This window comes from Pseudomonas entomophila (assembly GCF_013523165.1).
GTDB classification, from domain to species: Bacteria; Pseudomonadota; Gammaproteobacteria; order Pseudomonadales; family Pseudomonadaceae; genus Aquipseudomonas; species Aquipseudomonas entomophila_A.
In genome coordinates, this window is record NZ_JAAMQI010000001.1 from 54,540 (window position 1) to 68,544 (window position 14,005).

Consider the following 14,005-nt stretch of genomic DNA (forward strand, 5'->3'; position numbering starts at 1 on the left):
GAAAGCGATCAGAGGTCCAACTGACCCGGGAACCTCAGCGCCATGAATGATTTCAACGACAAGCAGGTATACCGCAAGGCCATCCGCCGTGCCGCCCACGTTCAGGCCTTGGCGCCACTCGAGGCACCACGGATCGATGATACATTGTTGGCAGACAAGACAGACATGACCGTTTGGTCCAGGTACCTGCTGGACGACAAGCTGACGTTCAGGCTGAGTATCGCGTCTTGGCCGAATCTGGCGCCCCCAGTACCGGGCCTGGTAGACACGCTGACCGTCAGGCATGTGCAGAGCAACAAGGTGGTCTTCAGTGGGGAGTACAACCAGAACAATGCCAGCGAGTTTCCGTTGCAGCTCGATTTTTCCAGGTCGCAACTCGATGAATGGGGGGAGGGCAATAACACCTTCAACTACGAAGTGCGCAGCTACAACAATGCATCCAGTGTGTCGGACGACCTGGCGCTGAAGTTCGATCGCTTCCCCCCTTATCGAAACACCACACCGGCGAAATTCCCTTCCATTGCCGACGTTACCGACAGCAACATTGGGGCGGTGAAGTTGCAGTTGCCCCCTTATGCCGATCGGGCAGACGGCGACAAGGTGTATTGGTTCTGGCTCAACGAGCTACCTGACGACCCCAGCGCGGTGCCACCGACTGGCATGGCACCGGTCGAGGCGACCTTGCCGCAAATGCTCACCGTGCCTGCCGACACCATTCGCGCCCTGGGCGACGGAGGGGTTTATGTGCTGTACGCGCTGGAGGACAAGGCCGGTAACGTCAGCCGTCTTTCCGAGTATACGGAAATCGGCGTGGCCATTGGGTCCCTGCCAAGTAACCTGAAGGCGCCGTTGGTCCCGACTGTGACGGCAGGCCTGGTCACGCAGCAGGATGTGTTCAATGGTGTCCAAGTCCATGTACCGTCCTTCGACAACTACAAACCAACCGACCAGGTTCGCGCCATCTGGGGCGGTGCGGCTCAACCGTGGCGTGAGCTGGGAAATGCCGGTGTGTTTCCGCAGGTCTTCGACATTTCTGGCAGAACCGTCTGGAACAGCTACGGTGCTGCCAGCACGGGGGAGGTAACGGTCGACGTCGCGTATGAGGTGCGTCGGGGCACGGTTCCCCAAGGCAGGAGTGCCATTCAGGTCAGTGTCAATCTGGAGCGGATTGGTCCAGTCGATCCGGGACCCGATCCTGATCCGGACTGGCCTGACCCGGTCAACCCCCGTCTGCCGGCACCAAAGGTCTACGGGGAAACGTCCGATACGCTCAACAAACTGTTGCCCAAGGACGAGTATCAGGACGCCAGACTGGTACTGCTGGTCGATGGTTCGTTGCGCGAAGACGATGTTCTCACCTTCTATTGGAACGACGTGCATCTCGATACGCTCGATTACTTGCTTGCCGCCGCTGACATCGGACAAGTGCTGGAACGCGTGGTGCCCTGGGCTGCGATCAAGGCGCAAGGCAACGGCGACATTCCTGTGCATTACCGAGTCGGTCGCCCGGGTAACCCGAACATCGTGCTGTCCAGAAACGTGCCGGTGGCGGTGTCGGCCATCGGTATCCATCCAGACAAGCCTGAGTTTCTGGGCGGCAACACCGAAGCGCCCGTCGGTTGGCTGACGTGCGCCGCGCTGTATGATGATGCAGCGCCCAGCCCCCTTGACCCCGCCATCCGTGTACAGGTGCCCGATCTGGCGCAATATGGGCTTGCCGTTGGCAGCACGGTCACCCTCAAGTGGACTGCCGTACACGGCTTTACGGACGAGACCCCCATACCGGGGGTCGACCTCAGTGAGGACGTCGTGCTGACGGCGGCCAACCTCAATGGTTTCGTGTGGCGGGTCCAACCCTATGACCAGCACATCTTGCCCATCTATGAGTTCGATCAGAGTGTCCCACCCACGCTTGATGGGCGCGGGCGGGTGCATTACTCATTCACCTTAGCGAACAAGGTGTATACCTCGGATGTGGAGGAGCAGATCGTATCCATGCATGACGTCATCGGCGCCTGTCCATTGAGGCCCTGAGGGTTGTAGAAAAGCCGAACAGAATTGTCGGCTTTTCCTACATCGTTTGGCGGTTTTTCTGGGTAATTTCGCGGGTCTTCGACCCGGTGGGTCATTCCATGTCTCCTTTGTCACAGGGATTTTCATGACCAGCACTCACGCCTTGACCTTCACGTCGCTGACACGCGTGCTTCGCGCATCGATGCTGATGTTCTGCACTACGCCCGTTTGGGCGCTTACTCCGGTGGATCAGGAGGAAACCATCGGTCCAACCGACCCACTAGACAGCTACGAGGTCAACGCTGGCGGGCGGCTCAATGCCACGGGTGCCAGTACGCTCGGTATTTCGATAAACCCGGGTGGTGAGCTGAACATGCAGAGTAGTACGGTCGATGGCGGGCGAGCCGAAGGAGTGGCGACTACGGCATCGACTGCGTTCATCGCTGACAGTAGCGTACGCTCCAACACCACTGCCCTGCGCTTGCTGCGCCGGGACGCTGCCGGTTCGACGGTGACGGTGAACGGTAGCCAGATCACAGGGGGTGCCGGGGGGGCATCGCTCAGCGCCCATTCGACCTTGAGCCTGCAGAACAGCACCCTGGTTGGCACCGGGACGTCGGCTGCCGCACTGCTCTTCGGCAGCAGCACCTTGAACGCTCAGGGCAGCACGATGATTGGCGCCAGCGATGGCCTGCAAGTGTTCGTCGATACAGCGTTTCCCGAAGCGACCCGAATCAACCTCGTCGACACGCATGTCGAGGGTCTGGACGGCGCCGCGATCCTGGTGGGCAATCCCTTCTTGGGGCAGGCCCAAGCCGACATTCTGGTAGGCCCGGGTGCGACCCTGAAAGGCAGCGACGGCACATTGCTGGAGGTCGTGAACGACTCGACGGCGAACTTCACGGCGGATGGCGCGCAACTGAACGGCGATATCAGCGCTGAGCTGGGCTCCTCGGCCACCGTGACGCTCACCAATCAGGCGCACCTTGCCGGGCGCCTGCAAAACGTCGATAGCCTTACCCTGGCCAACCAGGGACGCTGGACCCTGATCGAAGACAGTCAGATCGGCAAGCTGAACATGAGCGCAGGCGAAGTGCGTTTTGGCGAGGCCAATCAGTACCAGCGTCTGACGCTAGGTGAACTGTCGGGCAGCGGTACGTTCATCATGGATACCAATTTCGCCACTGGAGAGACCGACGTACTCGACGTCACCGGTACTGCAACCGGCAATCACGGCCTGCTAGTCGGCAGCAGCGGTGCCGAACCCACCACGTCGGAAGCTGTGCAACTGGTGCATGCCGGAGGTGGGGATGCAACGTTCGCGCTACTGGGTGGCCCGGTCGACGTCGGGACGTTCTCCTACGCTCTGGTGCAGCGCGGCAGTGACTGGTTTCTGGAAGGCGTCAGTGACACGATCTCCCCAGGCACTGCCTCGGCCCTGGTCTTGTTCAACACGGCACCCACCGTGTGGTATGGCGAGTTGGCCACGCTGCGTGGCCGACTTGGCGAACTCCGACTGGATCCGCGTAGAACAGGCGCCTGGGGCCGTGCCTATGGCAACCAGTACAACGTCGACGGTCAGGCCGGTTACCGGCAGACGCAGCAAGGTTTCTCGCTCGGCGCCGACACGCCGTTGCCATGGGGCGACGGACAATGGATGGCCGGTGTGCTGGCAGGCCACAGCAATTCCGATCTGAACCTGACCCGTGGTGGCTCGGCCGAGGTCAAGAGCTACTACCTGGGAGTGTATGCAACCTGGCTGAGCGCAAGCAGCGGCTACTACCTCGACAGCATGGTCAAGCTCAACCGCTTCGACAACGATTCAGAGGTGACGCTCAGCGACGGTCAACGCGCCAAGGGCAGTTATGACAACATCGGCGTGGGTGCCTCCGTGGAGTTCGGTCGTCATCTGTCGCTGGGCAACGGCTACTTCGTCGAACCCTACACCCAGTGGTCGGCCGCTACCATCGCGGGCAAGGACTATCGCCTGGACAACGGCCTCGAGGTCCGCGGCGACGACACGCGCTCGTTGCTCGGCAAGGCCGGGGCTACCCTGGGACGGACGTTCGACCTGGGCGCAGGACGGTTCGTACAGCCGTATCTACGTCTCGCCTATGCTCACGAATTCGCCGACAACAATCAGGTCAAGGTCAACGACACTCGCTTTGACAATGATCTGGCGGGCTCGCGTGCCGAGGCCGGTGCCGGCGTCTCGGTTGCGCTGGATGAGCGCCTGCAACTGCATGCCGATTTCGACTACAGCCACGGTGAACGCATCGAGCAGCCTTGGGGTGCCAACGTGGGCCTGAGCTATCGGTGGTAAGAGTGGTTGGGCGCGCGACAGCTCGCCTTCCTACCCGTCTTGGAGGAACGTTTCATGGCGACTGCTCCGCGTCACATCGATCTGCTGGCACCTCCTCATGCACCGGTAGCCCTGGCCGATATTCCAGGCGGGCAACCGGGTCTGCTGCCCGTTGCAGCGCTGGCCATGCCGTTGCGTATCGAGGTGCCGCCATGGCCGATTTCGATGCCCTCTCCGGCAACACCGGAAACGTTGAGCCTGTTCTGGAATGGCAACTTCATCGCTGGCAAGACCTTCGATGCACCTATCGCGGCGAGTGACTGCTTCATCGACGTCCCCCTTGATCATTTGCTCAAGGAAGGCGAGATACACGTCACCTATCAGGTGCGTATCTATAACAGCGCCGTGAGCGACTCCTCGGCGCTTACACTGACCATCGATCGTACGGTGCCCGTGCTGGGGGGCAACCGGGGACGCTTGTCGTTTGTCGAATTGGATGGGCAGGATGTCACCGATGCATTTCTCAAGGGGCATGGCAACAAGCTGCAAGGACAGGTTCCAGCCTACCAGCAGGTTCGTGCCGGTGACACGATCATCTACTATTGGGACGATGAGCCGCTGGATGACACGTGCGTCGGCGAGCAGACCTTGAGTGAGCAGGACGCAGGCTTGCCGGTGACCATCGACTATGACGGCGACATGATTCGTCAGCGAGGCGACGGTACGCGCTATGCGCAATACCGAATACGTGACCGGGCCGGCAACGAGAGCCAGGCGGCGGTACCCAAAGCGCTCGTGATCGATGCACAACCGGTACCGCGCGTGCTGCCTTGGGTCGAGGTGCCACTGGCGATGGGCGGCGGTGACACCTTGACTTTGGAGCTGATCGCGCTCGAGGCGCCGTTGCAGGTTCACATCCCCAGCGAGGCAGTGATTGGCCTGAACGAACCCTTCACAGTGAGCTGGGGTGTAGGACAGGTTGGCGCACAGGACGTCCCGGGGGTTCCGGGGATCAGGCGCTACGCTATTGCCGAACGCAATGTTGCAGCCATGAGCGGCAAGGTCGTGGTGGTGCGTTACCTCGTCGAAACCCGCGAGGGGCTGCTGCAGTCGGCGGTGCGGCGGGTCAAGGTCAACCCCTTGCCACGTTCGAGCCTGCCTACTCCGCAGTTGTCGGGGGCGACGGGCACTACCCTGCGTCTGAGCCAACAGACGCAAGACCCCGCCATCACGTTGGCGGCGTGGAAGCTGATCAGCACCGACCAAAGGATCAGGATCGACGTCTCCGGCGTGTCTGCCGCCGGGGCGCAAAGCTTCTCGGTCATGCGTAACCATGCCGTTAGCCAGGAAGAGCTTGCCTTGGGCATCGGGTCAAGGCGCGATGCCTTGGTGCCGCTGTCGTTTCTGCGTGGCTTGGTGGTGGGGCAGAACATCAGCGTCGAGGTGAAAGCCAGTTTCGACGCCGGCCGTACATGGCCGGAGCTGCCGAACTTCCAACCGCTGAATATCACTTTGCTGGCATGAGCGCCAAGGGCTGCTGCACCAATGCGGTGGCTGCGCCATAGTCGTTGAGGGTGTTGAAGGTGACGTACAGCCCTGGTTGCGGGCGAATGTTGGCAAGCCGGTAGCGCTGCTCGCTGAACGGCATGGCCATGGCCCGGGCATCGGGCTTCTCCGACTGTCCGGCACCACTGACCTGCAGCCGGTCGAAGGTGTAGTGGAAAGGCGTGGGGTTGTTCACGACCAGATGCAGGCCGTCTTCATGCTGGCGCAACGACCAGCTCAAGCGCTTGAGTTGGCTGTCGGGTGCATCCTTGAGCTGGCTTGGTCGATAGAACAGCTTGATGCGGGTGCGCATGGCGATGTTGAGGCTGTTGCGCACCTCGGTCTGCTGGGGGATTTCCTGGACGTTGAAAAAGAACAGCGATTCGCGGTCCTGTGGCAGCGTCGTGGGCAGGGCATTGATCTGTACCATCTGCTCTTTGCCGGCATCCAGTCGGAACAGCACGGGCGTCGGCATCAGTGGTACCGCCGTAAGGGTATCGTCCTCAAGGGTATTGACCCAGGTCTGCACGGCGAAGGGCCGGTTGGTAGGGTTGGCGACCAGTACGGATGAACTGCGTGAATCGCTGTCGTGGACGATGCGGGTCGCATTGAGGGTCAGTGCCGCTTCTGCCGCTGGCAGTGCGAGGGCCAGCGCCAGCGCAGGCAGGGCTTGGTAAAGGTATCGTGAGGCGGAGGAAAGCATGGGCATCGATTCGCAGGTTGGGCTAGGACCAGGCCGCATGCCGCGCAGCCTGGCGCGGCATCACTTGATGTCGAAGACGAACGGTACTGTGGCATTGACCGGACCTGGGCTGACCGAATCGGCCGTCGAGCGCAGATTGGCCTTAAATACCATGGTCTTGGAAGCGTTCAGGTCGTATTCCTTGGAGTTGGCACCATAGGCAATCAGGGTGTCGGAGCTGTCCTTGATCGCCAGCGCCACGCCCTTGGCACTGCCAGAACGCAGGGCATGCAGCTCGTTGTTCTGACCCGCCGCGCCATCCATACCGGCGAATGACACATAGCCTTTTTTGCCGGTGGTGTCACAGCCGGTGCCGTCAGTGATTTTTATGCCGAAGGAGACTGGCGCGCTTTCCTCGCCTATGGCAGTGAACTGGGTCGCTTTGCCTTCAGGCAATACAACCGGGTTCAGCACTGCGCCATTGCCCGGATCGGTGATTTCGATTGAACAGGTATTGCCGTTCACTTTGCCTGAGAACAGGATGGTGCCGGTATCGGGTAGTGCGTGCGCAGCACTGGCAGCGGTCATTAGGGATAGGGTAATGAGGGATCGTTTCATGGTGAATGTCCGTATGTCGGTCGATGCAGGCCAGCCTTTGCAAGGCTGACCTTCTGGTATCCCCCTGGGGCGGGTGTGTGCCTGCCTCGGGACGAAGCGCAGATTAGGCAGCGTGCCGTCATACGTCTGTAAGGTGAATCGACTTGTGCTGGGGAGAAAGGACAGGACTGAAGGCGATGCCTTGCACGCCGTCTTCGAGGTCAGTGGCGCGAGTCGTCCACAGGCCCTGACAGCAATCGCTTTTCCTGATGCCAATCGAAGGGTTCGTCGTTCTGGTGCGCCTCGTGACGCCGCTCTTCCAGTTGCTGGTACACGTCCAGCTCCTCGTCAGGCATGAAGTGCAAGCAGTCGCCGCCAAAGAACCACAAGAGATCGCGGGGCACCAGGTGTGCGATCTGCGGATAACGCTGGATCACCTGGCACATCAAGTCCTGGCCCAGGTACTGGCTTTCCAGCGGATCCTGCGGCAGTTGAGCCAACAGCTCGTCGAAGCGTTCGAGGAACAGGGCGTGGCTTTCATCCGGCACCTGCTCGGCCTCGCCCAACGCCACCAGAATGGTGCGCAGGTGCTGGAGCAGTTGCAGGTGGTAGACCAGATGTGAATTGGCCATGGGAAGGTCCTCGGTTGGCTGAAACGGAGGCGGAGTATACGCCTGATCGCCCGCCTCTGGGGCTTCAGTCGATCTCGATCAGGGCCGAGGGCTCGATGGACAGGCGTACGTGGCACCCCGCGGCATGCAGGTCGGCCGCCGTGCGATTGAGCACATCGACACGCAGCTCGACGTCCTCGACGGCGACACGGTAACGGATGACGTTGCCGAGCAGGCTGTGCCCCAGAATGCGCCCTGTGAGCGTGCCCTGTGCGTCCAAGCGGATGGCCTCCGGGCGGATGGCCAGGCGTCTGGCGATGGGACGGCGCAGCAGTTGGCTGGCGCTCGGCCCATCGAGCAGGTTGTAGTGCCCGATGAAACCGACCGCGAAGGCATCCACCGGGGCGGTGTACAACGTTTCGGCATCGCCGCTCTGGACGATGCGGCCCTCGTTCATCAGCACGATCCGATCGGACAGCGTCAGGGCCTCTTCCTGGTCATGGGTGACGAATAGAGTGGTCAAACCCAGTTCGCGTTGGATCGTTCGGATCTGCTCGCGCAGATGCCGACGAATGCGGGCATCCAGGGCCGACAACGGTTCGTCGAGCAGCAGCAGCCGGGGGCGGGTCACCAGTGAGCGGGCCAGCGCGACGCGCTGACATTGCCCACCGGAGAGCTGGTGCGGATAGCGCGTGGCGTAGTCCGTCAGCTCGACCAGTTCCAGCATCTCGCGTACTCGTGCCAGCCGCTCTGCAGGTGCCGTCTTCTGCATGCGCAGACCGAAGCCGACGTTCTGTTCCACGGTCATGTTGGGGAACAGCGCGTACTGCTGAAACACCATGCCGATGCCACGGCGTTGCGGGCTGAGCGGCACGATGTCCTGACCCTCGAGCAGGATCTGGCCACCGTCCACCGGGGTCAGCCCGGCAATGCAACGCAACAGGGTCGATTTGCCGCAGCCGGAGGGGCCGAGCAAGGTGACGAACTCGCCCCGTTCGACCTCGCAGTCGATGGCCTGGAACACCGGCGTGCCCGCATAGCGTTTATGCAAGTAACGCACACTGAGAAAACTCATGTCAGGCGTTGTCCTTGTTCAAGCGATGGGCGACCCAGGTCAGCACCAGCACGAACGCGAAGTAGGAGATTACCAGCGCGCTGTTGAAGTGACCGCTGCTGTTGCGCATGTTGTTGAGGTAGACCTGCAAGGTCTCGTAGCGCGTACCGACCAGCAGGTTGGCGAAGACGAATTCGCCGAACAGGAACGAGAACGACAGCAGCAGCGCCACCAGCAGACCCTTGCGCAGGTTGGGCAGCACCACCAGCAGCGCCGCCTGCCAAGGGCTGGCGCCGAGCAGCTGGGCGGCGTCCATCAGGTCGTGCAAGTGGATCGCCCTCAGGTTGTTGGTGATCGCCCGGTACATGAAGGGCAGGGCGATGGTGAAGTAGCAGCCGATCAGGATCCAGGGCGTGCCGACCATCGCCATCGGGCCGCTGCCGTAGAGCTGCAGCAAGCCGACCGACGACACCACCGGCGGCACGGCGAACGGCAGCAGGATCACCACGTTCATCCACGCGTCCCACCGTGGGAAGTGATAGTGCACCACGAACAGCAACGGCAGGATCAGCGCCACCGACAGCAGCAACGCGCCGACGCAGATCAGCAGCGACCGGCCGAACGCCGCCAGGAAGCGCGGCTCGCTCCACAGGGCGATGTACCACTTGAAGGTCAGCCCACTGGGCAGCAGGCTGGCCGACCAGCTGGTGGCCAGGGAGTAGAGCAGGGTGCCTGCCAGGGGCAGCAGCAGGATCAGGAACAGCAGATACACCACCCCGTGGTGGTACATCCGCTGGGCACGTAAACCCTCGCATGAACGATCAGCGCGCATGGTAGCTCCGCTTCAGCAGCCAATGATGCACCACGGCGACGAGTGTCATCAGGCCGACCAGGATCATGGCCAAGGCACTGGCCAGGTTGGGGTCGAGGGTGATGTCACCCGCCACCAGCGCGGCGATGCGGATCGGCACCATGTTGAAGTTGCCGGTGGTCAGAGCGTAGACCGTGGCATAGGCACCCAGGGCATTGGCCAGCAGAATCACGAAGGTGCCCAGCAGTGCTGGCGCCAGGACCGGTAAACCGATGTGCCGCCAATACTGTCCTGGGCTGGCGCCCAGCAACGCTGCGGATTCGCGCCAGTCTTCGCGAAGCGCGTCGAACGCCGGGTAGAGCAACAGCACGCCGAGCGGAATCTGGAAGTAGCTGTAGACCAGGATCAGGCCGCTCTTGGAGTACAGGTTGAAGCCCTCGATCAGGCCGGCCTGCTTGAGCAGCAAGGTCAGCGCGCCGTTGAAGCCGAGCAGGATGATGAAGGCGAAGGCCAGCGGCACCCCGCTGAAGTTGCTGGTCATGTTGGCGAAGGCGCTGACGATGTCACGCAGCCGTGAGTCCACGCGGGTCAGGGAGTAGCTGCCGAGCAAGGCGACGACGATGCCGATCAGGCTTGACCAGAAGGCGATTTCCAGGCTGTGCCCGATGGCTTGCCGGTGAAATTTCGAAGTGGCGATGCGCACGAAGTTGTCCAGGCCCCAGCCGTCGTCGGTCTGCACGCTGTGCACCATGACCCACGCCAGCGGGGCGATCTGAAAGACCAGCAGGCACAGGACGAAGGGCGCCACGCACAGCAACGCCCAGCCACGCGTGCGCGTGTTCATGACACGGCCTGCCACTGACGAGCCTCGACCATGTCCGCGCCTCGGCTCACTGCATTTCCACGATGACCTGATCCTGCCAGAGCTGCGGCAGTTTCTTGGCCGTCACCTCCCAGGCCTCGACGTTCTTGATCGGCTGGGCTGCGCGGTATTGCTCGTTGGGCAACAGTTTGGCCTGCACCTCGGGTGCCAGCTTCAAGTATTCGGCGCGGATCGGCCGGGCATGGCCGACGGCCAGGTTGGTCTGGCCCGCATCGCTGAAGATGTACTCACGGGTGAGCTTGGCGGCATTCGGGTGCTTGGCGTACTTGTTGATGATCGTGGTATAACCGGACATCACCGAGCCATCGGCGGGAATGACCACCTCGAAGCGTTTGGGGTCGATCTGCTCCCGGTAGCTCAGGCCATTGAAGTCCCAGACCACGCCCACTTCGACCTCGCCTTTCTCCAGGGTCTGGATGGTCGGGTTGGCCATGGACAGGCGACCTTGCTGGGCCAGTGTGGTGAACAGCTGAAGCCCAGGTGCGACGTTGCGTTCGTCGCCCTTGTAGGCAATGGCGGCAGCGAGCACGCCATTGGCGGCCTGGGCGGCCGTGCCGACGTCACCGATGGCGACCTTGTAGCTGCCGTGTTCCAGATCGTGCCATTGGGTCGGACGGTCCTTTTCCTTGACCAGGTCCTTGTTGATGATGAAGGCGATGGTCCCGGTGTAGGCCAGCGCCCAGTGCCCGTCCTGATCCTTGGCCCACTGGGGAATCTGCTCCCAGGTCGTGGGCTTGTAGGGCTGGGTGACGCCCTTGGCGACCGCGATGGGGCCGAAGGAGGCACCGACGTCGCCGATGTCGGCGCTGGCGTTGTCTTTTTCAGCGTCGAACTTGGCGACCTCCTGGGCAGAACTCATGTCGGTGTCGCTGTGCACGAGGCCATAGCGGCTGGCCAGGTCGGCCCAGGTGCCTTTCCAGTTGGCCCAGGCGTCCGGCATCCCGACGCTGTTCACCGCGCCTTCCTTGCGCGCGGCGTCCTCCAGCGCCTTGAGGTCGTCGTCGGCTGCCTGTGCCATCGTGCACAGGGCCAGGGCGGAGCCAAGCAGTGATGCCATGAACAGCTGTTTCATCCAGAACTCCTTGCGTGGGATCGCTGGCCTGCGACAGGCCTGGGCGGGAACGTCGACGGCAGCGGCCATGCTGACGGGGGTTCATGACCGTCTGATGTCCGTCGTGTGACAGCGCGCTGAAGCTACAGCGTAGTTCAGATCTGCCTGGGTGCAGGGGGCGCAGGACGCCGATACGGTGGGGGTTCCCACCGTACCCTGTGCAGGCCTGGGCTACTCGGCAGGCGCAGTGTCGGCAGGGGCGCCGCCAGCAGGTTGCAGCGGCCCACCGCCACTGGCGTTCACCACCTGCACCGACAGCCGAGGTGTGGCCAGGTCCAGGCCAGCCTCGTCGAGCTTGCGCTTGAGCGCCAGGTTGAAGGCACGCGACACTTCCCATTGCTTGATCGGCGCGGTCTTGAAGCGTGCCCGCAAGATGGCCGACCCCGACTCGAAGCTCTCCACGCCTTGCAGCTCCAGAGGCGACCAGATGTTGCGGCGCATCAAGGGGTCGGCGCGCAGCTTCTGCGCGACGTCGCGGATCAGGCCGATGGCCTGGTCGATGTCCATGGTGTGCGGAATGGCCACGCGGAAGATGGCATAGCCGAACTCGCGCGAGTAGTTCTTGATGCTCTTGATCTCGCTGAACGGGATGGTGTGCACGATGCCGTCGATGTCGCGCAGACGCACGGTGCGAATGGTCAAGCCTTCGACCGTGCCCAGGTGCCCGCCCAGTTCGACGTAGTCGTCGATCGCCAGCGAGTCCTCGATGATGATGAACAGGCCCGTGATCAGGTCGGCCACCAGCGACTGGGCGCCGAAGCCCACGGCCAGGCCGATGACACCGGCACCGGCGAGCAGGGGCGTGACGTTCATGCCCATGTTGGCCAGGGCCACGATCAGCGCGATGATGAAGATGGTGATGAACAGCACGTTGCGCACCAGCGGCATCATGGTCTGCGCCCGGGCGTTGGCCAGGCCGCGACGCGAGCGCACCAGGGCATGGTGCACGGCACTATCGGCCAGGATCCACACCAGCCAGGCGATGATCAGTGTGGTAGCCAGGCCCATGACCCGCAGGCTGACCTCATGCCCGTCGCCTTCGGCGAAGCGGATCATCGACAGGCCCCAGACCCGCAGGCCGATCTCCAGAAATACCAGCCAGATGAACAGGTGCAGCAAGGCATAGCCGAAGCTCTTCAATCGCTCGACATAGACCTGCTGGCGCCGGTGGGTGCGCCATGGGTTGACCGCATGCCGACGGACCAGGCCGTTGAGCACCATGCACACCACCACCAGCACCGTGCACATCAGCGACTGGCGCAGCGCGGTGCTGGTGTCGCCCGCCGAAACGAAGGTGGCGAACAGCGAGATCGCGACCAGTGCCAGTGCCGGCACGTACCAGAAGCTGCCCAGGACGCCGATGGTGTCGCTCAGGGTGCGCCGCGTCAGGCGTCGCGACAGCGGCTGGTTGCGGATCAGGTGGGCGATGGGCCGACGGAAGCGCAGGATGAACAGGCCCGTGCACACCGCAGCTACGATGTTGGTGACGGTGGCCAGGGTGTGCGCCAGGTGCACGCCCAGGGCTGCAGTCAGGCGCGGATCGCTCATGGCCTCGCCGAAGGCCGCGAAGCTGCCGATCAGCCAGAGCGGGTTGAAGGCGCGGTGGCGCAGGATGTCCAGCGCACGGTGGCGGTGCGGTCCATCGAGCAGGGAGAAGGCGATCACGCAGATGGCCGAGAAGCAGGTGCCGACTACCAGGGCATAGGCCAGTACCATGGCCATGGATTTGCCCAGCGACGAGGGCAGGGCGAAGCTCAGGTAGACGGTGAAGATCAGCGCCACCAGCCAGGGCCCGAGCTTGCGCACGGCAAACCGCAGCAGGTCCCAGGGGCGTGGATGCTGTGGCAGTTCCTCGGGCAGCCCGAAGCGCACCTGCAGGCGGTGGCCAAGCCAGTTGAAGGCCATGGCCAGCAGGCTCCAGACCGCGATGATGGCCGCGAAGCCGAAGAGGATCATCGGCCATTCCTGCATCGGCACGGCCAGCGTCGACAGCTCCTGCCTGGCCTGATCGAGTTCCAGTGACCAGCGCAGGAACGGGCTGGACTCGCCGCTGAACTGCTTTTCGATGTCGTGCAGGGTGCCGCCGATCAGCCCGAGCACGCCTTGCGCCTCGGCCGGCTGGGCCTGGCGCGTGCTGTCGCGCAGCTTCTTCAGATCCGCCAGCAGTTTGCCGCGCTGCTGGTCGTTTTCCAACGTGGTGATGACCTCGTCGAGCGACTTGCCCAACGGTTCGGAGGCTTGTTCCTGATGAGACGAACCCGATCCCAGCAGGCTGGGCAATCCGGCCGCCTGAACGGGCGCGATGAAGGCGAACAGGCACAACAGATAAAGACAACGCAGGAGAACAGGCACCGTACACTCTACCTCGGGACAGACGATGCCCGAGTGTAGAGGAT

11 protein-coding genes are annotated in these 14,005 nt (G+C 62.6%); 3 read left to right on the forward strand and 8 right to left on the reverse strand.

Annotation, left to right across the window (positions count from 1 at the left end):
- Positions 1-42 precede the first annotated feature (42 nt).
- From G7Z99_RS00205 to G7Z99_RS00215, 3 genes are all read left to right on the forward strand, one after another.
- Positions 43-2,034 carry a hypothetical protein gene (locus G7Z99_RS00205; protein WP_181090921.1) on the forward strand — a complete coding sequence of 664 codons (1,992 nt, stop codon included), beginning with the start codon at positions 43-45 and terminating at the stop codon, positions 2,032-2,034.
- A 124-nt stretch (positions 2,035-2,158) separates the two neighbouring features.
- The gene (locus G7Z99_RS00210) at positions 2,159-4,336 is read left to right on the forward strand and encodes an autotransporter outer membrane beta-barrel domain-containing protein (RefSeq protein WP_181090923.1); all 2,178 of its coding nucleotides are present in this window, start codon (positions 2,159-2,161) and stop codon (positions 4,334-4,336) included.
- A 54-nt stretch (positions 4,337-4,390) separates the two neighbouring features.
- On the forward strand, positions 4,391-5,839 hold the full coding sequence (locus G7Z99_RS00215) for a hypothetical protein (RefSeq protein ID WP_181090925.1): 1,449 nt from the start codon (positions 4,391-4,393) through the stop codon (positions 5,837-5,839).
- Here the strand turns inward: G7Z99_RS00215 and G7Z99_RS00220 are convergent.
- The 8 genes from G7Z99_RS00220 to G7Z99_RS00255 form a co-directional block, all read right to left on the reverse strand.
- Positions 5,823-6,563, reverse strand: coding sequence for a fimbrial biogenesis chaperone (locus tag G7Z99_RS00220; protein ID WP_308812264.1), 741 nt, complete (start codon positions 6,561-6,563; stop codon positions 5,823-5,825). The two genes, G7Z99_RS00215 and G7Z99_RS00220, sit on opposite strands and share 17 nt — an antisense overlap.
- Before the next feature lie 60 nt (positions 6,564-6,623).
- Positions 6,624-7,160, reverse strand: coding sequence for a fimbrial protein (locus G7Z99_RS00225; RefSeq protein ID WP_181090928.1), 537 nt, complete (start codon positions 7,158-7,160; stop codon positions 6,624-6,626).
- Between the two features lie 200 nt (positions 7,161-7,360).
- Positions 7,361-7,771, reverse strand: coding sequence for a PA2817 family protein (locus G7Z99_RS00230; RefSeq protein WP_181090930.1), 411 nt, complete (start codon positions 7,769-7,771; stop codon positions 7,361-7,363).
- Positions 7,772-7,835: 64 nt separating this feature from the next.
- Positions 7,836-8,825: an ABC transporter ATP-binding protein gene (locus G7Z99_RS00235; RefSeq protein WP_181090932.1), complete on the reverse strand. Its 990-nt coding sequence runs from the start codon at positions 8,823-8,825 to the stop codon at positions 7,836-7,838.
- Between the two features lies 1 nt (position 8,826).
- Positions 8,827-9,636, reverse strand: a complete 810-nt coding sequence (locus tag G7Z99_RS00240) for an ABC transporter permease (protein WP_181090934.1) — start codon at positions 9,634-9,636, stop codon at positions 8,827-8,829.
- Positions 9,626-10,459 carry an ABC transporter permease gene (locus tag G7Z99_RS00245; protein ID WP_181090936.1) on the reverse strand — a complete coding sequence of 278 codons (834 nt, stop codon included), beginning with the start codon at positions 10,457-10,459 and terminating at the stop codon, positions 9,626-9,628. Before G7Z99_RS00245 ends, G7Z99_RS00240 begins: the two co-directional genes overlap by 11 nt.
- A gap of 46 nt (positions 10,460-10,505) precedes the next feature.
- Positions 10,506-11,570: an ABC transporter substrate-binding protein gene (locus G7Z99_RS00250; RefSeq protein ID WP_181090938.1), complete on the reverse strand. Its 1,065-nt coding sequence runs from the start codon at positions 11,568-11,570 to the stop codon at positions 10,506-10,508.
- 210 nt (positions 11,571-11,780) lie between these two features.
- Positions 11,781-13,961 (reverse strand): mechanosensitive ion channel family protein, encoded by a 2,181-nt coding sequence (locus G7Z99_RS00255; RefSeq protein ID WP_181090940.1) that lies wholly within the window; start codon positions 13,959-13,961, stop codon positions 11,781-11,783.
- Between the last annotated feature and the right edge of the window lie 44 nt (positions 13,962-14,005).